16 protein-coding genes are annotated in these 21,289 nt (G+C 74.1%); 10 read left to right on the forward strand and 6 right to left on the reverse strand.

Going from position 1 to position 21,289, the window contains the following annotated elements; translation table 11 throughout:
- The first annotated feature begins 181 nt into the window (after positions 1-181).
- The 4 genes from ACH4UK_RS31615 (at position 182) to ACH4UK_RS31630 (ending at position 4,115) form a co-directional block, all read left to right on the forward strand.
- Entirely contained in the window at positions 182-613 is a 432-nt protein-coding gene (locus ACH4UK_RS31615) for a BlaI/MecI/CopY family transcriptional regulator (protein WP_398361823.1), read from the forward strand.
- Between the two features lie 2 nt (positions 614-615).
- Positions 616-1,551, forward strand: a complete 936-nt coding sequence (locus ACH4UK_RS31620) for a M56 family metallopeptidase (protein WP_398361825.1) — start codon at positions 616-618, stop codon at positions 1,549-1,551.
- A 195-nt stretch (positions 1,552-1,746) separates the two neighbouring features.
- Positions 1,747-3,096: a hemolysin family protein gene (locus ACH4UK_RS31625; protein ID WP_398361826.1), complete on the forward strand. Its 1,350-nt coding sequence runs from the start codon at positions 1,747-1,749 to the stop codon at positions 3,094-3,096.
- Entirely contained in the window at positions 3,093-4,115 is a 1,023-nt protein-coding gene (locus tag ACH4UK_RS31630) for a hemolysin family protein (RefSeq protein ID WP_398361828.1), read from the forward strand. The genes ACH4UK_RS31625 and ACH4UK_RS31630 overlap by 4 nt, the downstream gene beginning before the upstream one ends.
- A gap of 33 nt (positions 4,116-4,148) precedes the next feature.
- On the opposite strand, the gene ACH4UK_RS31635 is transcribed toward ACH4UK_RS31630, so the two are convergent.
- Together ACH4UK_RS31635 and ACH4UK_RS31640 are read right to left on the reverse strand one after the other, a co-directional pair.
- Complete coding sequence (locus ACH4UK_RS31635; RefSeq protein WP_398361829.1) at positions 4,149-4,373, reverse strand: twin-arginine translocase TatA/TatE family subunit; 225 nt, start codon at positions 4,371-4,373, stop codon at positions 4,149-4,151.
- A gap of 214 nt (positions 4,374-4,587) precedes the next feature.
- Positions 4,588-5,943 (reverse strand): geranylgeranyl reductase family protein, encoded by a 1,356-nt coding sequence (locus tag ACH4UK_RS31640; RefSeq protein WP_398361831.1) that lies wholly within the window; start codon positions 5,941-5,943, stop codon positions 4,588-4,590.
- Positions 5,944-6,084: 141 nt separating this feature from the next.
- On the opposite strand from ACH4UK_RS31640, the gene ACH4UK_RS31645 reads away from it, so the two are divergent.
- Positions 6,085-10,959, forward strand: a complete 4,875-nt coding sequence (locus tag ACH4UK_RS31645) for a HEAT repeat domain-containing protein (protein ID WP_398361832.1) — start codon at positions 6,085-6,087, stop codon at positions 10,957-10,959.
- Positions 10,960-11,037: 78 nt separating this feature from the next.
- On the opposite strand, the gene ACH4UK_RS31650 is transcribed toward ACH4UK_RS31645, so the two are convergent.
- Complete coding sequence (locus tag ACH4UK_RS31650; RefSeq protein WP_398361834.1) at positions 11,038-11,601, reverse strand: DNA polymerase ligase N-terminal domain-containing protein; 564 nt, start codon at positions 11,599-11,601, stop codon at positions 11,038-11,040.
- A 249-nt stretch (positions 11,602-11,850) separates the two neighbouring features.
- Between ACH4UK_RS31650 and ACH4UK_RS31655 the strand changes: the two genes are divergently transcribed.
- The 3 genes from ACH4UK_RS31655 (at position 11,851) to ACH4UK_RS31665 (ending at position 15,348) form a co-directional block, all read left to right on the forward strand.
- Positions 11,851-12,744, forward strand: coding sequence for a family 16 glycosylhydrolase (locus tag ACH4UK_RS31655; RefSeq protein WP_398361836.1), 894 nt, complete (start codon positions 11,851-11,853; stop codon positions 12,742-12,744).
- 83 nt (positions 12,745-12,827) lie between these two features.
- Complete coding sequence (locus ACH4UK_RS31660) at positions 12,828-14,225, forward strand: ricin-type beta-trefoil lectin domain protein (RefSeq protein ID WP_398361838.1); 1,398 nt, start codon at positions 12,828-12,830, stop codon at positions 14,223-14,225.
- A 130-nt stretch (positions 14,226-14,355) separates the two neighbouring features.
- The gene (locus ACH4UK_RS31665; RefSeq protein ID WP_398361840.1) at positions 14,356-15,348 is read left to right on the forward strand and encodes an aldo/keto reductase; all 993 of its coding nucleotides are present in this window, start codon (positions 14,356-14,358) and stop codon (positions 15,346-15,348) included.
- A 27-nt stretch (positions 15,349-15,375) separates the two neighbouring features.
- Here the strand turns inward: ACH4UK_RS31665 and ACH4UK_RS31670 are convergent, their stop codons facing one another.
- From ACH4UK_RS31670 to ACH4UK_RS31680, 3 genes are all read right to left on the reverse strand, one after another.
- On the reverse strand, positions 15,376-16,587 hold the full coding sequence (locus ACH4UK_RS31670; RefSeq protein WP_398361872.1) for a serine/threonine-protein kinase: 1,212 nt from the start codon (positions 16,585-16,587) through the stop codon (positions 15,376-15,378).
- A gap of 268 nt (positions 16,588-16,855) precedes the next feature.
- Entirely contained in the window at positions 16,856-17,548 is a 693-nt protein-coding gene (locus ACH4UK_RS31675; RefSeq protein ID WP_398361842.1) for an HAD family hydrolase, read from the reverse strand.
- A gap of 43 nt (positions 17,549-17,591) precedes the next feature.
- Positions 17,592-18,074 (reverse strand): Lrp/AsnC family transcriptional regulator, encoded by a 483-nt coding sequence (locus tag ACH4UK_RS31680; protein WP_398361843.1) that lies wholly within the window; start codon positions 18,072-18,074, stop codon positions 17,592-17,594.
- A 336-nt stretch (positions 18,075-18,410) separates the two neighbouring features.
- Between ACH4UK_RS31680 and ACH4UK_RS31685 the strand changes: the two genes are divergently transcribed.
- Both ACH4UK_RS31685 and ACH4UK_RS31690 read left to right on the forward strand, forming a co-directional pair.
- On the forward strand, positions 18,411-19,919 hold the full coding sequence (locus ACH4UK_RS31685; RefSeq protein WP_398361845.1) for an FUSC family protein: 1,509 nt from the start codon (positions 18,411-18,413) through the stop codon (positions 19,917-19,919).
- A 200-nt stretch (positions 19,920-20,119) separates the two neighbouring features.
- Positions 20,120-21,181 (forward strand): lactonase family protein, encoded by a 1,062-nt coding sequence (locus tag ACH4UK_RS31690; RefSeq protein WP_398361846.1) that lies wholly within the window; start codon positions 20,120-20,122, stop codon positions 21,179-21,181.
- The last annotated feature ends 108 nt before the right edge of the window (positions 21,182-21,289 follow it).

The raw sequence follows: 21,289 nt of genomic DNA on the forward strand, positions 1-21,289 counted from the left end.
ACGGCGCGGACGCGCTGCGGCAATGAATAAAATCTACAGCACTGTAGATTTTTGCGGCCAGGAGGCGATGCGACCCGGAGCCGGCCGGTGGCCGGTCCCGCCGCCGACTGGATACGATTTCCCGATGCCCGGCAGGCGAAGCGCCACGGCCGGGCGGTGCGACGGAGAAAGGGGGCGGACCGTGGACGCCGAAGGAGCCGGTGGCGAGCGGGAATCGCCTGTCCGCAGGCGTGGCCAGGGCGAGCTGGAGGCCCAGGTGCTGTCGGTGCTGGGCGGGGCGAGCGAGCCGGTCACCGCCGCCTGGGTCCTGGAGCGGCTCGGCGGCGGCCTGTCGTACAGCACCGTCATCACGATCCTGACGCGTCTGCACGCCAAGCAGGCGGTCTCACGCACCGGGCGGGGGCGTCCCGTCCTGTGGGAACCGGTAGCCAACGAGGCCGGGCTCGCCGCCCTGCGGATGCGCCGGCTCCTCGACAAGCAGAGCGACCGCGACGCGGTGCTCTCCAGCTTCGTCTCCGTTCTCTCCTCGCACGACGAGGACCTGCTGCGGGCCCTGCTCGCCGAGAGCGGTCCCGACGGCACCGGAGCGCCCACGGACCGGCCGGAGCGCTGACGATGGGCGTCTTCGTCTACCTGCCCCTCGTCCTGCCCCTCACCGCGTTGCCGATCGCACGCCTGGCCGAACAGCACCTGCATCCCCGCAGGGCCGCCCGGCTGCTGACCACCGTCGCCGTCATCCTCGCCTCGTGCAGCCTGGTCTGCCTCGGACTGCTGGTGGTCGTCGGCACGGCCCAACTGCCCGGCAATCCGCTGCCCGACGGCTGGTCCGACGACGAGGTCCGCGAGGCCGTGCCGCACGACGCCTTCGCGGGCAAGGCGTCCATCCTGGCGCTCGTCGTCGTGACGGCGGCCTGCGGGTTCACCGTGCACCGCCACTACCGCTTCCGGGCGCGGGCCCACCGGGCGCTCGCGGGGCTGCGCCGGGACGGCGACGTCGCCGTACTGCCGGACCGTGTCCCGTACGCCTACGCGCTCCCCGGCTCCCCGGGCCGGGTGATGGTCTCCACCGCCCTGCTCGCCTCCCTCGAACCGGCCGAGCGCCGGGCGCTGTTCGCCCACGAGCGGGCCCATCTGGCGGGACGCCACCACCGGCTGCTGCTCGCGACCCGGCTGGCCGGATGCGTCAACCCGCTGCTCTGGCCGCTGCTCGGAGCCCTGGTCTACAGCACGGAGCGCTGGGCGGACGAGGAGGCGGCCCGGGTCACCGGCGACCGCCGGCTGACGGCCCGCGCGGTCGGCAAGGCGGCGCTCGTCTCCCGCCCGGTCCCCGGCGGCACGGCCTTCGCCGCGTTCGCCGCCGCGGGGCCGGTGCCGCGCCGGGTGGCCGCGCTCCTGGGTCCGGTGCCGCCGGACCGGGGCTGGCCCCCCGCCCTCACCCCGGCCGGCGTCGCCGCGCTCGTCGCCGCGGCCGGCACGACCGTCTCCGCGCTGTCCGCGCTGAACGCGGCCGTCGCGCTGTTCCTCGTCCTGGAGGCGGCGACGCCGCTGTAGGGGGTGCCGGACCGTCCCCGGCCCCCGCGGGGGCCGGACTCGTCAGGTCTACGTGACTGTAAAGTTCGTGAACCCGTCGACAAGGAGCTATGCGTTGTCTGCCAGTCCGGGCCCTTCGGGGCCCTCGGAGTCCGCACCCCCAGGTCCCCAGGGCCCCCGGAGTATCGAACCGGCCCCGCACCGGGCGGGTGAGCGATGACCTCCGCCCTGCTCGGCCTCCTGGCCGTGTTCGTCCTCACCGCCGGAACCGGCTACTTCGTGGCCCAGGAGTTCGCGTACGTGTCCGCCGACCGGCTGACCCTCTCCCGGGAGGCCGCGGCCGGGGACAAGCGGGCCGCCCGCGCGGTGACCGTGCTGGAGCGCCTCTCCTTCATGCTCTCCGGCGCGCAGCTCGGCATCACCGTCACGGGGCTCGTCGTCGGCTTCCTCGCCGAACCGTCCGTCTCCGCCCTCCTGCGCCCCGCCCTGAACGGCACGGGCCTGTCCGACGGCCTCGTGTCGGCCGTCTCCGTGGCGCTCTCCTTCGTGGTGGCGACCGTCATCCAGATGGTGCTCGGCGAACTCGCCCCCAAGAACCTGGCCCTCGCCGTACCCGAGAGCATGGCCAAGTCGCTCGCCTCCTCCACCCTGATCTACCTGCGGATCGTCGGCCCCGTGGTGCACGTCTTCGACGGCGTCGCCAACCGGCTGCTGCGCCGGATCGGCATCGAACCGGTCGAGGAGCTCCACCACGGCGCGACCCTGGAGGAGCTGGGCCATCTGATCGGCGAATCCCACGAGCAGGGCGAACTCCCGGCCGCCACCGCCGAACTCATCGATCACGCCCTGGAGTTCTCCGAGCGGACCCTGGGCGAGGTGATGGTGCCACGCGCCGACGTGGCCTTCGTCCGCCGGGACGCCCTCGCCGCCGAGGCCGTCGAGCTGATCGCCCGGCACGGGCACTCCAACTACCCGGTGCTGGGGGACCATCCCGACGACCCCGCCGGGGTCCTGGGCGTACGGGAGCTGATGCGTCTGCCCACCGCCGACATCGGGCGCGCCACCGTCGGCTCCCTGGCGCGCCGCCCCCTCCTGCTGCCGGAGCTCCTGCGGCTCCCGGCGGCGGTCGCGCAGATGCGTGAGCGCGACGACGAGTTCGCCGTCGTCCTGGACGAGCACGGCGGTCTCGCCGGGATCGTCACCTACGAGGACATCGCCGAGGAACTCGTCGGGGACATCGCCGACGAGTCCGACACCGTCGTCGAACTCGCGGTCGCCGACGGCTCCGGCTGGATGGTGGACGCCGGCCGCCGCCTCGACGAGATCGAGGAGGCCACCGGCGTCGAACTGCCCCAGGAGAGCGACGACTACGACACCCTGGCCGGACTGATCATCGAGCGGCTCGGCCGCTTCCCCACCGTGGGCGACCGGCTCACCGCCGGCGCGGTCCTCATCGAGGTCCGCTCCCTGGACCGGCACGTCGCCGAGTACGTCCGCATCGAACCCGCCGAAGGCACCCGAGGCACCGAAAGCGCCGAACGCACTGAACAGGAGCCGCAGGCATGAGCTTCCCCATGGCGCTCTTCGTGACCGTCCTGCTCCTGATCGGCAGCGGCTTCTTCGTCGCCGCCGAATTCGCCCTGGTCGCCTCCAAGCGGCACCGGATGGAACAGGCCGCAGCCCAGGGCCGGCGCGGGGCCAAGGCGGCGCTCGCCGGGATGCGCGAGCTGTCGCTGATGCTCGCGGGAGCCCAACTCGGCATCACCATCTGCACCCTGGGCCTGGGCTCGGTGTCCAAGCCCGCGATCTCGCACGAGCTCGACCCGCTGCTGGAGCGGCTCGGACTGCCCGCGGCACTCAGCTACGGCATCGCCTTCGCGCTGGCGATGATCGTCGTCGTCTTCCTGCACATGGTGGTCGGCGAAATGGCTCCGAAGTCCTGGGCCATCGCCCACCCGGAGCGCTCCGCGATGCTGTTGAGCCCGTCCTTCCGCGCCGTCGTGGGCGCCGTTCGCCCGCTGATCCGGCTGCTGAACGCGATCAGCAACGCCCTCGTACGGCTGTGCCGGGTCACCCCGCGTGACGAACTCACCTCGGTGCACAACCGCGACCAGCTCACCCACCTCATCGAGGAGTCCGAGCGGCTCGGCCTGATCAGCAAGGGCGACTCCGGACTGATGACCCGGTCCCTGACCGAGCCGCAGACGCCGCTGTCCGCACTCCGGATCCCCGTCGAGCAGATCGCGGCGGTCCCCGCGGACGCCGGGCTCGACCGGATCCTGGCCACCGCCGCCGAGGCCGACCGCACCCGCCTGCTGGTCCGGGACGGCGAGGAGGTCCTCGGATCGGTGCACGCCCGGGACGCCCTGGTGGCCCGCGCCGGAGGCCGGGACGTCCTCGCCCGCGCCCTGGCCCGCCCCGTCCCGGAACTGTCCCAGGACGCGACCGCGGCCCACGCGGTGGAGCAGTTGCGTGAGCGGCGGGCCACGATCGCGGTCGTACGCGACGGGGAGGGCGGGCTCACCGGACTCGTCAGCCTGGACGACCTGCTCGCCCGGCTGCTGCACCCGCCGGCCGCGCCTTAGGCCCTCTCGCCCAAGGGCCCCGGGACACAGCCCTCAGGGCATGTCCCGCTCCGCCGTCTCCCCGCGGATCACCCGCGGGGACGACGGGGGCTGGTCGGCTCCCGTCGCCCGGCCTTCCTCGTCCTTGAACGCCCGCTTCTCACTCTTGAGGATGCGCGCGGCCTTTCCGGCCGACCGCATGAGCTCGGGCAGCCTCTTCACGGCCAGCACCGCCACGATCACCAGGAGAAGGAGAGTGAGCTCGCCGATCCCGAACATGGTTGCTGCTTTCTCTGGGGCGGAGTGGAGCGAGGACCGTCCGGAAAACCGACGGCCCGGCAGAGCTCAATCTACAGGCCTGTAGAGCACCGTTCGGGTGTTCCGTGACCGGCCTGCCCGGCACAAGGGCCTTTCAAGCCGTCGCCCTCGCCGGGGACTTCGGCGCGCGGGCGCGCACCTCGCCGGGCGGGGCCGATCCGGCCCCGCCCCACCGTCAGCGCTTGCGGATCCGTCCGCCGCGCAGGCCCGGCCGCGGGGCCGGGACGAGACGGAACGCCGTGTTGAGGACATGGTCGATCACATCGCGCGAGGGCTTGTCCGTGAGGTCGGTGAGCAGCCGGGCCAGGGTGTTGAGGAGGAACGGCGAGCCCATGACGTACCGGTTGAGCACGGGCTGGAAGCCCGAGCGGCTGAAGATCAGGTCCGCGGCCGTGTTGCCCAGCCGGTAGTAGCGGCCCCAGCGGCGGTTCATCTCCACCGGATAGCCGCGCAGCACCTGTTCGCGGCGGGGCCCCCGGGGGTGGGCCAGGGCCAGGGCCGCGGTCTCGGCGGCGACCTCGCCCGCCTCCATGGCCTGGGCGATGCCCTCGCCGTTCCAGGGGCTGACCATCCCGCCGGAGTCGCCGACCAGCAGCAGCCCGCGGGCGTACAGCGGATGACGGTTGAAACCGAGGGGCAGGGCCGCGCTGCGGACCGGGCCCTCCGCGTTCTCCTCGCGCAGCCCCCACTCCTCCGGGGTCCGCGCCAGCCATTGGTCCAGGGTCGCGCGCAGGTCCGGCTTGCTGTGCCGCCGGTGGGGAAGCGCCCCGAGCCCGACGTTGACCCGGCCGTCGCCCATCGGGAAGATCCAGCCGTAGCCGGGAAGGTACGGCCCACCGTCGGGGAAGCGCAGATCGGCCCAGAGTTCCAGGTACTCCTCCCGGGAGCGTTCGGGACTGCGGTAGTAGCGCCGGGCGGCCGTCGCGATCTTCCGGCGGGGGTCCCGCTCGATGCCCAGGGCCAGGGCGAGACGGGCGGACGCCCCGTCGGCGGCGATGACGACCGGCGCGCGGAAGTCGACCGGTTCCGGGACGTCCGGGGAGTCCGAGGTCGCGGCGACCCCCGTGACCCGGCCCGCCCGGTCCGTCAGCGGCCGCTCCGCCTTCCAGCCGGTGTGGAGCCGGGCCCCGGCCGCCACGGCGTGCCGGGCCAGGATGTCGTCGAAGTCGTGCCGGCTCCGGGACAGGCCGAAGTCCGGATAGCGGCCCAGCGCGGGCCAGTCGATGTGCACCCGGTGCTCCCCGGCCACCCAGCGCATACCGCGCGAACGGGTCCAGCCCGGTGCGCCGATGTCGACGCCCATCCGGATGAGCTGATGCACCGCGCGCGGCGTGAGACCGTCGCCGCACACCTTCTCCCGGGGGAAGCGGGCCTTCTCCAGCAGGATCACGTCCACTCCGGCCCGCGCCAGGTGATACGCGGCCGACGAGCCGGCCGGGCCCGCCCCCACCACGATCACCTGGGCGTCCTCTCCCGTACGGGACACCTCCCGTGCGTCCGTCGTCGCCGGGTCCGGTGGCAGTTCCCGCATCACAACCCTTTCGTCGAACGGCCGTTGCTCCTGCCGGGGCCGCGGCCCCGGGCCACATCATCGATCACGAAGGGCCGGGGCGATACCCGGCGTCCGGATAACCGGAGGCGTCGGAAGCAACCTGCCCTCTACGCTCCGTCGGTGACCAACCTCCCGGACGAACCGGTCCATGCCGCCCTCGACCGCGCCGACGCCGGTCGGCTCGCCCGGCTCCTCGACGCCCGTACCTGCCCGCCGGAACTGCTCGGCCGGATGGTCCGGCACTCCGCACCCCGGATCCGGCACCTCGGCCTCACCCTCCTCGCCGAACGCACGGACACCCCGGACGCCGGGGGAGCGAGCGGTGCGGGGCGCCGCGCCCTGCCGCCCGGCCTGTTGCCCGACTCCGCGGGGGCCTCGCCCGAGGAGTCGCTCCTGCTCGCGGGGCTCCACGCCCGGCTCGGGGCGCGGCGGCCCCGGCTGCCCGACTGGCGTGCGGCCGCGCTGCCCGCCCGGGTGCGGATCGCCTGGCTGCGGACCGAACTCCTCGGCGACCCGGCGGTCCTGCGCACGGAACCGGCGGGCGAACTCCTCTACCGGGCCGTCCGCGAGAGCGACGCCGCCGACGCGCGCCGCCCGGATCTGCTCGTCGCCGAACTCGTCGGCACCGGGGACCCGGTCCTCCAGACCGAGGCGCTGCGGCTGGCCCGCGAGGGACTGCACGGCGGACTGCTCGCCCCGGCGTTCGTACGCGGTCGGCTGGTCCGGCTCCTCGACGCGTCCGACCACGCCGTCGTCACCGGTGCGCTGCGCGAACTCGCCGAACCCTGGGCGACGGTGACCCCGGTGGACCCGTCGCTGCCGGCCCGGTCGGCGGGGGCCGGGGGCGGCGGCTGCGGCGACGCCGGGAGCACGGCGGCGCTCGCGGCCGCCGCTCTGGTCGCCGGAGCCCGGCACGGTCACCCGTCGCTGCTGTGGAGCGCGGCCGAGGACCCGACCGTCGCTTCGGCCCCGCGCCGGCAGGCCGTGGAACTCCTCGGCGAACGGGCCGAGCGCACCGACATCGGCCGCCTGGTGGCCCTGGCCGCCACGGACCCCCTCCTGCTCGCCGGGCCCGTGCTGACCTGTCTGCGCGGACTGCACCGGCGCGGCCACTTCCCGACGGATCCGGACGCCGGACCGCTCCTCGCCCTGGCCCTGGCCGACCACACGCTGCCGGCCGATGACCTCGCCACGGTTCTCTACACCTGCCGCCGCCCGCTGTTCGACGCCCTCACCGCTGCCCCGCCCACCGCCCCGGACTGGCCGCGCCGCCTGGAACTGCTGCTCGCCCTGGCGCGGCAGGGGGCCGCCGACCTCCCCATCGGCGAGGCCGTCGCACGGCTCCTCCCGGCCGCCCGCACCCCGCGCCCGTTCCTCGACGCGATCCGCGCCCTGCGTCCCCCGAGCGCCGAAGAAGCGGTGCTCGCCCTGCTGCCCACGGCCCCGGCCGCCGCGCTGGACGCCCTGGAGGCCATCGGCGGGGGCCGTACGCGATCGACGCTGGCCCGGGGCTTCGGCCTCGACGCCCCGGCGGACGGTCCGAACAGGGCCCCGGACGACTCGCCACGTCTCCCGGTCGCCCCCGAACTGCGCCCCGTACGCGACCGGGCGCTGGCCCTCCTGTGGCACCTCACCCCCGACCCCGGGCAGCGCCGGGACCTGCTCGCCCGGCTCGACCCCCAGGCCCTCCCGGCCGACATCGAGGCCGACCTCGGCGCCCCCGACGAGGGGGAACTGGCCGTGCTGCGCGCCCGCGTGGACGTGGACGACCCCGTGGCGGCACTGCGCCGGATCGCCGGCCACGCCGGTGCGGGGGCCCTGCCCCTCGTCGCCGACCTGCTCCTGCGCCTGGTGCGGGATCTCGCGGCGCCCCGGCCGGACGCTCCCGGCCGGCCCGTGTCCCGGTCGGAAGGCGGTCAGGCCCGGCCGGACGGCGAACCGGAGCTGCCGCCGGAGGCGTTGGAAGCGGTGCGCGCGCTGGGGAGCCGGCTGCGGGCACGGCGCCGGATCAGGCCCGTCTGTCTGCTCGACACGGCGGACGGCGCCGGCGCGGGCCACGCGCTCCTCACCGCGACCGTGCTCGGCCTGCTGGAGCGCCCCGGGCTCACCGGCGGCGAACAGGCGGTGCTGCTCAAGGCGTTGCTCCAGGTCCCCGCGACCGCGTCCACCCGGGCCCGGGTGCACCGCCTGCTGCGCAGCCGCGACCCGCACGTGCGCAAGCACGTCATCGCCCTGCTGGCGCACGATGCCTCGGGCGAGGACGCGCGGGCCCTGTCGGCGACGCTCGTCCCGCTCACCTCGGACCCGGACATCCGGACCATACGGGCGGCCCTGCTGGCCCTGGGCACGGCACGGGCCCGCTGGGCGGGCGAGGCGGTCGCCGCCTGCCTCCACCACCCGAACATGAACATCCGGAAGACCGCGGCGGCCGCCCTGCTCCACACGGGCGCTCCCGCCTCCGTCCCGCACCTCCTGCGGGCGCTCGGCCGCGACGACAACCCGGGCCTGCGGTCCGCGTCGAAGCGGGCGCTGCGGGCCGTCGTGGGCGATGCCTACGTCGCCACGCTCCTCGCCGCCGCCGAAGCCGCCCGCGACGAGCGGGCCCGCCGTCTGCTGCTGAGCGCCCTCGACCAGGAGGTGACCGCCCGCGCCGTGCTCGCCCTGGACGCGGGGGTCTCGCCGGTCGTCCCCGCTCTGCTGACGCTCCTCGCCGACGGCGGCGTCCGGCTCGCCGCCGGCTCCCTGGAGGAGCTGGCGGAACCGCTGGCCCGGCACGGCGTGCCGGCACCGGACGCCCCGCCCGGGGCCACCGGCGGCTCCGACCCGGACGTGGCGGCTCTGCTCCGGACCGGATGGGACCCCGCGCTCGCCCTGCGCATCGCCCGGCGGCCCGCACTCCCGGACCGCGTCACCGACGGCGGACCCCCCTCGGCGCGCGCCCTGTTGGACCGGTGGCTCGGCCTGGCCGACAGCACCGGCGACATCGGACTCCGCAGCCGCCTCCTGCGGTGCGCACTGCGCCTGTGCCCGGGGCCGTGGTCCGCCGACGAGGTGGCGGTCCTCGCCCGGCACACCGCCACGGTGACCGACGTGTTCGACGCCATGACGGGTGGGGGAGAGCCGGACGGGTCCGGCGGTGCCATGGCCGGAAGGGAGCCCGCCGAATCGGCCGGCGAACTGATCGAGGTGCTGCACGCCGTGGCGCCGCGGCTGTCCGCCGTCCAGCGTTTCACCCTCGTCGAGGGGCTCCGCACCCTGCCGCCCGCCGCCCCGGAGAGCCTGCCCAGGCCCGGCACGACCGTCTCCCCCCTCGCGTTGCTCCGGGCCCTGGGCGCGGTGCTCGTCCGCGCCGACCTCGACCGGGCGCTGACCGCCGCCCACCGCGGCGCCGACCCCTGGCGGTCCGCGCCCGCCGTGCTCCGCGAGGCGTTCGGCGTACCGGCGGACCGGCCCGTGACCGCTGAACACGCCCGCTGGCACGATCAGTTGGTCGAGGCGGTACGGACGCCCGAAGCGCTGACGGAGTTCCGGGGGCTTCGCGCCCCCGCCGTGCCCGGGTCTCGGGAACTGCTGTGCGCGCTCGTCGAGGCGTACCCGGGGGCCGCACCCCTGGTGCGGGGACGGCTGGTCGACTGGATGACCGAGCTCCAGCCGTTCGACGCGCCCGAGTGGACCATCGCCGAGACCCGGGCGGCGAGCGCGGCCGCCGGCGCCTCATCGCTTCGGGTACGGGCGGACGGTCTCGATCAGCCCCGTTCGGCGGCCCAGCGGGCCCGGCTGCTGGCCATGCTGGACGCCGGGGGGACGGAGCGCCGGAGTGCCGCCGCGCGGGCCCTGCGCGACTGGCCGGAGCCGGAGGCGTCGCTCGCCGTACTGCGGGCGTATCTGCGCGGCCGGGTCGACGTCCTCCCCGACGCCTCCGTGAGCTTCCTCGCCGACATCGAAGCCGACGCCGACATCGAAGCCGACACCGACACCGACACCGAAGCCGACACCGAGGGTCGATCCGGGGGCCACGAGCGCCAGGCCGATAACCGGCTCCCGGACGGCGGCGGACGGCACCCCGCCGTCGTGGAACTGACCGCCCGCGGGGTGCTGCCCGAACGGGCGCTGCACTGGGCGGCCCGGCTGCCCGAGGACGACCTGCCACCGCTCGTCCCGCTGATCGTCGGCTGGTGGGAGCACGGTTCGCCCGCCGTGCACGAGGCCGCCCGCAGCACGCTGTGTTACGTTCCCGCCGACGTCCTCGCCCACTTTCTGGCGCCTCGCATCGAGGCGGGCGACCTCGGGCTGCTCGACCTGCTGACCGGCCGGCGCCTGCTCCGGACCCCCGTGCTGAGCAGGGCCGAGCGCCTCCTGCGTACCGAAGGCCGCGAGGCTCTCGCCGACGCGCTCGTCCTCGTCGGGGGCCCCTTGCGCGCGCCGGGGGCCGAACGCGAGGACGCCGTCGCGTTCGACGCCCTGCGCACCCCGTCCCGGACGCGGGCCGCCCCCGCGAACCCGCCGTCGACGGCGGAACTGCTCGGCCTCGCCCGCACCGGAACGCCCGAGCAGACCCGTCGTGTCCTCACCCGCCTCGTCGAGGAGCAGGCGCCCGGAGCCGATCCGGACCCGGGGCTGCGCACCCTGGTGGAGGAGTTGCTGCGCCACCCGCGTGCCGGAGTGCGCTTGCACGCCCACCGGACCTCGCGCGCGCTGTTCGACCGGGCCACCCACGCCCGGCTCACCGGGCTCCTGTTGTCGGACCCGCTGCCGGACGTGGTGCGCATGGCGGTCCGGACGCTCGGCCGTGCCTCCTGGGAACCGGCGCTGCCCGATCTCGTCGGGCTCCTCGACCATACGAAGCCGGTGGTCAGGAGGGCTGCCCGGGAGGCGCTCGTCGGCTTCGGCACGGCGGCGGTTCCGGTCCTGCGCCGGGCCGCCGCCCACGCCCGGCCCGACCGGCGGTCGCTCTACACGGACGTGCTCGCCGAGATCCCCGGCCAGGGAGCCTAGGGGGCCCCGGTTCAGGAGCCTAGGAGTCCCCGGCCCGGGAGCCCGGAGGCGAACAAGTGGCGCCCCGGGGGTGCGTGGTCAGCCCCCGGGCTCCCGGGCCGCCGCCGAGGCGACCTGGTGCAGCGTCCGTCCCGTGCGGGCGGACCGGGCGTGGTACGGGTCAGGGGAGCCGGGTCTGCCGCGCACGGCGAGACGGTCGTTGGCCTTGATCAGCAACCACGCCTCGTGGCCGCCGCTGTCCGGCTCGTCGCCCTTCTGGATGCGGGTGAGGGCGAACTCGCCGTGCAACTTCGCCCCGTACAGCCAGAACGTCGCGTGGCCGAGGTCCAGGGACTCGGCGAAGGGGACGGAGTCGCCCTGCCCGTCGTGCCCGAGCGGCCGGTAGGTGCCCTGGTCCCAGACGATGACCGTGCCGCTGCCGGACTGGCCCCGGGGGATGACCCCTTCGAACGCGCGGTATTCCAGGGCGTGATCCTCCGTCGGCACGGCGAGCCGGCGGTCGCTGGGGTTCTCCGATGGCCCGCGGGGCACCGCCCAGGACTTCAGTACGCCGTCGACCTCCAGCCGGAAGTCGAAGTGCAGGCGTCGCGCGTCGTGGATCTGCACGACGAAGTGGGGCCGCGGTGTGCCGTCGTTCTCCACGTCGTGCTCCCTTCGCCGGTATCTCCACTCTGCGGCCGCACGGGGTGAACCGCACGACGGGCCGCTGTCTTCAGGTGCATATGCCAGATGCGCATGCCGTTCCCTCTCCGGTCTGGACCAGGTTATTGACGGCTCCTGCGGCACTCCCTTAAATCAAGAATTGAAATATGCGTCCGAGGTGATCGCCCCAACCGTTCACCTCTCGGCGTTCACCTGTCATGCGCATGCCCCCCCACGCGAAGTGATGTGATGACCGTGCACCCCACGCACTCCACGGCGCGCAGCGTCTCCCGGCGCCGCCGCGTCGCCCTCTACGCGGCCTCGCTGCTCTGCTGTTCCGCCATCCTGACCGCACTCCCCGGCGGAGCGTCCGCCGCACCTGCCCCCGGACCGGGGACCCAGGCCGTCGCCTTCGAGGACCAGTTCGACGGACCGGCCGGCGCGGCCGTGGACGGCGGCAAGTGGCAGCTCGAGACCGGCGACAACGTCAACAACCACGAGCGGCAGTACTACACCCCGGGCAACGACAACGCCGCACTCGACGGCCAGGGCAACCTCGTGATCACCGCCCGGAAGGAGAACCCGGGCAACTACCAGTGCTGGTACGGGACCTGCGAGTACACCTCGTCCCGGCTCAACACCTCCGGCAAGTTCGCCGCCGCCTACGGCCATGTCGAGGCCCGGATCAAGATCCCGCGCGGCCAGGGCATCTGGCCCGCGTTCTGGATGCTGGGCGACGACTTCGGCAACGTCGGCTGGCCGAACAGCGGCGAGATCGACGTGATGGAGAACGTCGGCTTCGAACCCGGCACCGTCCACGGCACCCTGCACGGCCCGGGATACTCCGGCTCCGGCGGGATCGGCGCCTCCTACAGCCTGCCCAACGGGCAGGCGTTCGCCGACGACTTCCACACCTTCTCCATCGACTGGGCGCCCGACTCCATCACCTGGTCCGTCGACGGGAACGTCTTCCAGCGGCGCAGCCCGGCCGACCTCGGCGGCAACCAGTGGGTGTTCAACAAGCCCTTCTTCCTCATCCTGAACCTCGCGGTCGGCGGCTACTGGCCCGGCGACCCCGACGGCAGCACCCAGTTCCCGCAGCAGATGGTCATCGACTACGTCCGTGTGACGACCGGCGACTGAGCAGCGGAACCAGCAGCCCCGGCGCCCGTCCGCGGCAGTCCGCGGACGGGCGCCGGCCTTCTCCGACCAGGACGGTGACCGCAATGACCGAGACCCCCCGTTCCCCTCGAAGACGGCTCGGACGCCTCGCGCTGCCCGCGTTGGCGCTCGCCGCCATGGCCGCGTTCCTGATCCCGAGCAGCCCCGCCACCGCGGCCGTCGCCGCGGTCGGCCAGATCTCCGGCATCGGCGGCAAGTGCGTGGACGTGGCGGGAGCGTCCGCCGCCAACGGCGCCGCCGTGCAGCTCTACGACTGCAACGGATCCGGCGCCCAGCAGTGGGACGTGCGCTCCGACGGCACCGTGCGCGCGCTCGGCAAGTGTCTCGACGTCAAGGACGGCGCGACGGTCAACGGCTCCGTCCTCCAGCTGTGGGACTGCACCGGCAGCGCCAACCAGCGGTGGGGGATATCGGCCGCCCGCGACATCGTCTCCGCGGCGGCCGACAAGTGTCTCGACGCGACCGGCAACAGCTCCGCCAACGGCACCAGACTCCAGCTGTGGACGTGTACCGGCGCGGCCAACCAGAAGTGGACCGCTCCGGCCGGCGGCGGCGACCCCGACCCGGGCGGCGCCCCGATGGCCGTGGCCCCCTACCTGTACAACGGCTGGGGCAGCCCGCCCAGCCCGACGACCGTGATGAACGCGACCGGCGTCACCTGGTTCACCCTCGCCTTCGTCCTGAGCAACGGCTACTGCAACCCCCAGTGGGACGGCGGCCGTCCGCTCACCGGTGGCGTGGACCAGCAGACCATCAACACCGTACGGGCGGCCGGCGGTGACGTGATCCCGTCGTTCGGCGGCTGGAGCGGCAACAAGCTGGAGAGCTCCTGCGGCAGCGCGGGCGAGTTGGCCGCCGCCTACCAGAAGGTCATCGACGCGTACGGGCTCAAGGCCATCGACATCGACATCGAGGCGGCCGCCTACGACTCCCCGACGGTCCAGCAGCGCACCGTGGACGCGCTGAAGACGATCCGGGCGAACAACACCGGCATCAAGCTCTACGTCACCTTCGGCACCGGCCAGAACGGTCCCGACACCAGCCTCATCGACCGGGCCGCCCAGGCCGGCCTCACCGTCGACAGCTGGACGATCATGCCGTTCAACTTCGGCGGCAACGGCCAGAACATGGGCACGCTCAGCGTCCGCGCCGCCGAAGGCCTCAAGACCGCCGTCAAGAACGCCTACGGCTACAGCGACGACCAGGCCTACCGGCACACCGGCATCTCCTCGATGAACGGCACCACCGACGTCGGCGAGACCATCACCGTCGCCGACTTCCGCACCATCCTCGCCTACGCCCAGCAGCGGCACCTCGCCCGGCTGACCTTCTGGTCCGTCAACCGCGACCGCCCCTGCACCGGCGGCGGCGCCGACACCTGCTCCGGTGTCGGACAGCAGCCGTGGGACTTCACCCGGGTCCTCGCGCAGTACCGGGGCTGATCCCCGGCCCCGCCCGCCCCCGGGCGGCCCCGAAACGTGGACGGCGGCAGAGGTGCTCCTGCCGCCGTCCACTCCCGACCGTCCCTTCCTCCCCTTCCGGCCTCACCCCCGACCGGAGAAGCGGAATAGCATGATCCTCATGGAACAGCGCACACTCGGCAGGACCGGCCGTGACGTCCCGGTCGTCGGACAGGGCACCTGGCAGCTCGGGAGCGACTGGGGCGAGGTCGCGGAGGACGACGCCTTCGCCCTCCTCGACGCGGCCGTCGCATCCGGCGTCACCTTCTTCGACACCGCGGACGTGTACGGGGACGGCCGCAGCGAACAGCTCATCGGCCGTTATCTCAAGAACCGCCCCGACGCGGGCGTCTTCGTCGCCACCAAGATGGGTCGGCGCGCCGACCAGGTGCCGGAGAACTACGTCCTGGACAACTTCCGTACCTGGAACGACCGTTCCCGGGCCAATCTGGGCACCGACACGCTCGACCTCGTACAACTGCACTGCCCACCCAGCAGCGTCTACTCCTCCGACGCCGTCTACGACGCGCTGGACACCCTGGTCGCCGAGCAGCGGATCGCCGCCTACGCGGTGAGCGTGGAGACCTGCGCCGAGGCCCTGACGGCCATCGCGCGGCCCGGCGTCGCGAGCGTGCAGATCATCCTCAACCCGTTCCGCCTCAAGCCGCTGGACGAGGTCCTTCCGGCGGCGGCCGCCGCGGGCGTCGGCATCATCGCGAGGGTCCCGCTCGCCTCCGGGCTGCTCTCCGGCAAGTACACCGCGGACACGGTCTTCGGCCCCGACGACCACCGGTCCTACAACCGCAACGGCGAGGCGTTCGACCAGGGCGAGACGTTCTCCGGCATCGGTTACGCGACCGGTATCGCCGCGGCCGCCGCCTTCGCCGAACTGGCCCCCGAGGGCGTCACCCCGGCGCAGACCGCGTTGCGCTGGATCATCCAGCAGCCGGGCGTCACCAGCGTCATCCCCGGCGCACGCTCGGTGGAACAGGCCCGCGCCAACGCGGCGGCCGGGGACCTGCCGCCGCTGCCGCAGAGCACCCTGGACGCGGTGCGGGACCTGTACGACCGGTCGATCCGCGCGGAGGTCCACGACCGCTGGTGACGGTGGACGCGGGAGCGGTGGGCGGACTCAGTCGTCCCGCTTGTCGTCCCCGTCTTCGTTCCCGTGACCCTGATCGCCGTCCTGGCCCTGGTTCTGCTGGTCCCCGCCCTGCTGGTCCGGCTGCTGTCCGCCGTCGCCGACCTCCTGCGAGGGGCTTGGGGACGGGCTCCGGTCCGGGGTGCCGGCGGAGCTGGAGTCCGGGGAGAACAGGATCATTCCCAGGTAGACGGCGGCCAGGAACGTGGCCGTGCCCGCGATGGCACTGGCCACCCTCGGGCGCCGTCGTATCGCTTCACGGGTACTGCGACGGCGGGCCGGAGCCGATCGGGTCGGCGCCTGCCGTCTTCGCCCGGTGGGCCCCGGGAGCCGGTACGTCGTCGGGCCGACCGGCGCGGGCGGCGCGGCGGGGGAGGGCTTCGGGGCCATGGGGGCGGACGCCCGGTGGGACGTGGGCGTCTGCTGGGGGAGGGGCTCCGGCCGGCCGCGCCAGGCGTCGGTGCGGAACCAGTCGGAGACCTGCTGCGCGGTGGGCCGTTCCTCGGGCTGCTTGGCCAGCAGGCCGAGCAGATACGAGTCGAAGGCGGCGGAGATCTCCACCCCGCGCTGCCGCAGCGGGACCGGCGGGGTGTCGACATGCTGATACAACGTCGCGGTCGCCGTGTCCGAGCGGAACGGGGGCTGTCCGAGCAGCAGTTGATAGACGACGCAGCCCAGGGAGTACATGTCGGACGCGGAGTCGGCCGTCCGTCCCAGCGCGCGCTCGGGGGCCAGATAGAGGCTGGTGCCCACGATGTGACCGGCCGTCGTCAGCGCGGTCGAGGGATCGTCGACGAACTGGGCGATGCCGAAGTCGCCGATCTTCACCGAACCGTCCGCGTCCAGCATCAGGTTGCCCGGCTTGATGTCCCGGTGGACGATGCCCTGGCGGTGCGCCGCGGCCAGCCCGGCGGCCGCCTGGCCCGCGATCAGGGCGACCTGTTCGGGATGGACCCGCTCCTGGGCGGCCAGCAGGTCTCCGAGGCTCTGCCCCTCGACCAGCTCCATCACCAGGAAGAACCGGTCCTCCCAGGCCCCGAAGTCGAACACCGCCACCAGATGCGGGTGGCTCAACCGGGCGGCGGTCTGGGCCTCCAGCCGGAAGCGGGCGGTCGACGAGGCGTCCGCCTGGTCGCCCAGCAGCAGCTTCACGGCCACCGCGCGTCCCAGCACCTCGTCCGTGGCGCGCCACACCTCGCCCATGCCGCCACGACCGATGGGGGATACCAATCGGTACCGACCAGCTACCAGCACCTGTACACCTGTCTCGAATTGTGGGGCCCGTTCCGGCTGTCGGCCGACCCGGCTCCGCCGGTCTCCGGCGGAGCCCGGGGAGGGGAGCGAACGACATGATCAGGATATCGGTCCGGCGGAGCCCGAATGCCCCGACGGCCCCTTCGGCGGCCCCGGCTGACGGTCCGGCACCCCTCCGCGTCCGCGCCGCCGCCGAGGACCCCCGCCCGGCCCGGGGTCAGCCGAGCAGCCGCCGGTACGCGGCCTCGGCCGTGAACGCGGACTGCCCGCCCGTGAACAGCAGGTCAGCGGCCTTGAACGCCGGGTCGGACGCGGTCTGCGGCACATAGGGGACGGCGACGCACCGCATGCCCGCCGCGTGCGCGGCCGCCGCTCCGGGCGGGGCGTCCTCCAGCACCACGCAGTCGGCAGGCTCGGCCCCCATCCGCCGGGCCGTCTCCAGGAAGACGTCCGGCTCCGGCTTGCCGTGCGCGACCTCCTCGGCGGAGACGTACAGCGGGATGTACCCGTCGAGGCCCGTGACCGCGAGCACCGCCCCGATCGCGGCGCGGGACGAGCCGGAGGCCACCGCCATCGGCACGCCGGCCGCGTACAGGCGCTCCACGAACACCCGCATCTGGGGGAAGACCTCCGTCGACGCCCCGGCGAGCTCCAGATACAGGTCGTTCTTCCCGGCGAGCAGTTCCTCGACCGGGGCGTCGATCCCGTACTCCTCGCGCAGCGCGGTGAGGGTCTCGCGGGTGCCGATCCCGATGAAGCGGGTGTGGTCCTCCCAGCCGAAGTCCCGCACCCCGTACCGGGCGAGCAGCCGTCGCCCCGCCTCGTAGTAGTTCGGCTCGCTGTCCACCAGCGTCCCGTCCAGGTCGAAGATCACGTGGAGGCCGGACGCGGATACGGGTCGGGAGGTCATGGCCTCCAGCATGCCGGAGCCCGCCGCGGCCCGCCGTGCCCGGTCAGTCCGGGGCCGTCGCCGTGCGCCCCACGGCCTCCACCAGGGGCAGCACCCGGTGCGCCACCCGTTCGCGCAGCGCCACGTCGGTCCGCGTCCTGACGACCCCGGGCAGTTGGATCAGCCGCTGGATCACGTCCTCCAGGTGCCCGTTGTCCCGGGCGACGACGCGGGTCAGCAGGTCTCCGCCGCCCGTCGTCGAGAACGCCTCGATGATCTCGGGCACAGCCGCCAGCGCGTCGCCCACCTCGACCAGATGCCCCTGGGTGACCTCCAGGTGGACGAAGGCGAGCACGGGGTGGCCGAGCGCGGCGGGGGAGAGGGTGGGCCCGGTGCCGGTGATCACGCCGTCGCGCTCCAGCCGGTCGAGCCGGGCCTGAAGGGTGCCGCGGGCCACTCCGAGGATGCGCGCGTACTCCCTGACGCTGGTGCGCGGCTGCTCGATCAGCAGACGCAGGATCCGGGTGTCGAGAGCGTCCACCGCCATGATCCGCAGTCCCCTTCCGAGCCGTCCGGTGCGGCTCCGACTGTACCCAGCGGGAGGGATTCGCCTCGCGCGACAGCGCGTCACCGCGAGAGCGGCAGCGGCCGGGCCACCGGCACGGCGGGAATGAGTACGCGTACGCATCCCGGCCCCGCGATGGTCCGTTGGTCTGCTGGTGGCCGACCGTTCAGGAGTTTCGCTGGTCCATTGGCCCATAAAAATCCTCCCGGTTTGATCCAAGGGCCCGATAGGTGCTGCAATGGTGATGTCGATGGCGCTGCGGACTTCCGCGGCGCCTTTTTCATGCGAGTTCTGCGGAGACGCGGAAGGGGCGGAAGTGTGCTGAAGAGGGTGTTCGTGGCGCCGGACCCGGGGCGGGTACGGCTGCGCTTCGCCGGCCGGGCCGTGCTCGGCATCGGTCTCGCGGTCGCGCTGTGCGGGCTGGCCGGGCACTCGCTCGTGGCGGCCATCACGGGCGGCCTCGCGGCACTGCTCGCCCTCTTCACCGTGACCGACCCGACGGTGCGCGGGCAGGCGGTCACCACCCTCCTGCTCCCCGCCGTCGGACTGCCCGTCCTCGCCGTCGCCGCCGTGCTGCACGATCAGCCGGTCGCCCGCGACCTGATCTTCCTGACCGTGATGGGAGCGGGCGTCTACGCCCGGCGCTGGGGGCCGCGCGGGCACGCGCTCGGCGTCTTCGCGTTCATGACGTTCTTCGCCGCCCAGTTCCTGCACACCGTGCCCGGCCAGCTGCCCGAGCTGTACGTCGCCGTCGTGCTGTCCCTGTGCGCCTCGTCCGCCGTGCGCTTCGGCCTGTGGTGCTACGAGCGGCGGCTGCCCGTCGTGGCCCCGCCCGCACCCCCGAAGGGCCGGGGCCGGATCCGCGTCACCACCCGCCAGGCCGTCCAGGCCACCCTGGGCGGGGCCTTCGCGCTCGGTCTGGGCCAGCTCCTGTCCGACCAGCGGTGGTACTGGGCCGTGGGCGCCACCTGGTGGGTCTTCGTCAACACCACCTCGCGCGGTGAGACTCTCGTACGGGGATTCCGGCGGGTCCTGGGGACCGTGATCGGCATCGTCGCGGGCTTCGCCGTGGCCATCCCGCTCGACGGCGCGGGCGCCCCGACCGCCGCCATCGTCGCGGTCAGCGTCTTCGGGATCTTCTACACGGCGGCGGTCTCGTACAGCTGGATGATGTTCTTCGTGACGGTGATGGTCGGCATGCTCTACGGCGTGCTCGGCGTCCTGGACGCCGCCCTGCTGTGGCTGCGCGTCGCGGAGACCGCCGTCGGCGCGCTCGGCGCGGTGCTCGCCGTGCTGCTGGTGCTCCCCGTCACCACCCACGCCATCACCGACGCGTGGATCCAGAGGGCGCTGCGGTGCGTGCACGCCTGCACCGCCGAGGCCGCCGACCGGCTCGCCGGCTCCGCATCCGCCGACCCCGGCCCCCGCGTCGCCGAACTGGAGGTGCTGCTCGGCCGGGTCCGGCTCTCGCTCGCGCCGCTGGTGCACCCCCTGAGCCCGCTGCCGGCCCGCAAGGCGCGGGCCCGAGAGGTGCTCGCGCTCCTGGACGACTGTGTACGGGAGGTCCGGGGGCTGGCCTCCATCGCCGCCGACCCGGACGCCTCGCACGACGCACGGCTGTCGGCCGCGTGCTGCCGCGTCGAGGCGGCCGTCGAGGCGCTCACCGCGCCCGAGGGCTCCCGGGGCTTCCAACTGCCCGAGCTTCCCGCCGCCGCGGACCCCGCGCTGGCCCATCTGCACGGCGTGGAGCGCGCGCTCGCCGCGCTGGCGGCACCGCTCCAGGGCCGGGGCGGCCGGGCGCCGGCCGTGGCGCCCGAACCGGCCTGATCACCCTCTGGGCGGCAGGTCCGCCCCTGATCACCCCTCTGGGCGGCAGGTCCGCCCCTGATCACCCCCCCTGGGCGGCGGGTCCGTCCCCGGTCCCGCACGGCTTCTGCCTCCCTCCGGCCGCATTGGTCTGGACCGCAGAGGGCTGCCTGCTACCGTCGGCCGTGAAGATCGCGGCGACGGTGAAGAGGGGTAGCGCGATGAGCGGCAACAGCGCCGGGCGGGCATTCATAGGGTCGTTCACCTCGGCGGGCGGGCGCGGTATCACCGCCGCCGCCGTGGACCGGGACACCGGCGCGCTGACCGTGCTCGGATCCACGGACGCCGTGCCCGACCCCTTGTTCCTCGCGGTCGGCCCCCGAACAGGCGAAACGGCCCTGTACGCGGTCGGGGAGAGCGCCCCGGGGGTCGCGGCCGCCTTCGCCCTCGACGGCGACGTACCGGCCCTCCTGGGGCACGTCCGGGCGGTCGGGGGCGATGCGCCCACCCACCTCGCGCTCACCGCGAACCACCTGGTCACCGCCAATTACACCTCCGGCAGCGTCACCGCCCTCCCGGTCCTCGCCGACGGATCGCTCGGGCCGGCGGCCTCGGTGCTCCGGCACGAGGGCAGCGGCCCGGACACCGGCCGCCAGGAAGCGCCGCACGCCCACCAGGTGCTCGCCGACCCCTCCGGGAACTGGCTGGTCAGCGTGGACCTCGGCACCGACTCCGTACGCGTCTGCGCCCTGGACCCCGCCACCGGCGCGCTGCGGCTGCACGGCGAGACGGCCCTGCGACCGGGCACCGGCCCGCGGCATCTGGCCTTCCACCCCTCGGCCCCCCTCGCCTACGTCCTCGGCGAGCTGGAGGCGACCCTCACCGTGTGCCGCTGGGACGCGGCGGCGGGCCGCCTCGAGGTGCTCGGGGAGACACCGGTGCTGCCCGAGCACGAGGAGAGTGACGGGACGGCGCGCACCTATCCGTCCGAGGTGGTCGTCGCGCACGACGGGCGCTTCCTGTGGACCGCCAACCGCGGCCACGACAGCATCTCGGTGCTCACCCTCGACGAGGGCGGGGAGAAGGCGGCCCTGGTGGCCACCGTCGGCTGCGGCGGCCGCTGGCCGCGCGACCTCACCCTCGACCCGAGCGGCCAGTGGCTGTACGCGGCCAATGAGCACTCCGGGAACGTCAGCTGGTTCGCCGTGGACGCAGAGACGGGCCTCCCGCGGCACGCGGGCTCCGTCGAGGTCCCCGCGGCCTCCTGCGTCGTCCTCGTCTGACGCCACCCCCGGACAGCGCGGCGGCCATCACCGGCACGGCGAGCCGGGCGGCCAGCAGCATGCCGGTGATCCCGGCGGCCTGCACGGCCTCCTCGCCGCCCACGGTGG

The sequence above is a fragment of the Streptomyces sp. NPDC020884 genome, assembly GCF_044333935.1.
In the GTDB taxonomy this organism is placed as follows: domain Bacteria; phylum Actinomycetota; class Actinomycetes; order Streptomycetales; family Streptomycetaceae; genus Streptomyces.

Coding starts and splice junctions, on each gene's coding strand:
- ACH4UK_RS31620 (WP_398361825.1), top strand. CDS start 616: ATGGGCGTCTTCGTCTACCTGCCCCTCGTCCTGCCCCTCACCGCGTTG.
- ACH4UK_RS31625 (WP_398361826.1), top strand. CDS start 1,747: ATGACCTCCGCCCTGCTCGGCCTCCTGGCCGTGTTCGTCCTCACCGCC.
- ACH4UK_RS31630 (WP_398361828.1), top strand. CDS start 3,093: ATGAGCTTCCCCATGGCGCTCTTCGTGACCGTCCTGCTCCTGATCGGC.
- ACH4UK_RS31635 (WP_398361829.1), bottom strand. CDS start 4,373: ATGTTCGGGATCGGCGAGCTCACTCTCCTTCTCCTGGTGATCGTGGCG.
- ACH4UK_RS31640 (WP_398361831.1), bottom strand. CDS start 5,943: ATGCGGGAACTGCCACCGGACCCGGCGACGACGGACGCACGGGAGGTG.
- ACH4UK_RS31655 (WP_398361836.1), top strand. CDS start 11,851: ATGACCGTGCACCCCACGCACTCCACGGCGCGCAGCGTCTCCCGGCGC.
- ACH4UK_RS31660 (WP_398361838.1), top strand. CDS start 12,828: ATGACCGAGACCCCCCGTTCCCCTCGAAGACGGCTCGGACGCCTCGCG.
- ACH4UK_RS31665 (WP_398361840.1), top strand. CDS start 14,356: ATGATCCTCATGGAACAGCGCACACTCGGCAGGACCGGCCGTGACGTC.
- ACH4UK_RS31670 (WP_398361872.1), bottom strand. CDS start 16,587: ATGGGCGAGGTGTGGCGCGCCACGGACGAGGTGCTGGGACGCGCGGTG.
- ACH4UK_RS31675 (WP_398361842.1), bottom strand. CDS start 17,548: ATGACCTCCCGACCCGTATCCGCGTCCGGCCTCCACGTGATCTTCGAC.
- ACH4UK_RS31680 (WP_398361843.1), bottom strand. CDS start 18,074: ATGGCGGTGGACGCTCTCGACACCCGGATCCTGCGTCTGCTGATCGAG.
- ACH4UK_RS31690 (WP_398361846.1), top strand. CDS start 20,120: ATGAGCGGCAACAGCGCCGGGCGGGCATTCATAGGGTCGTTCACCTCG.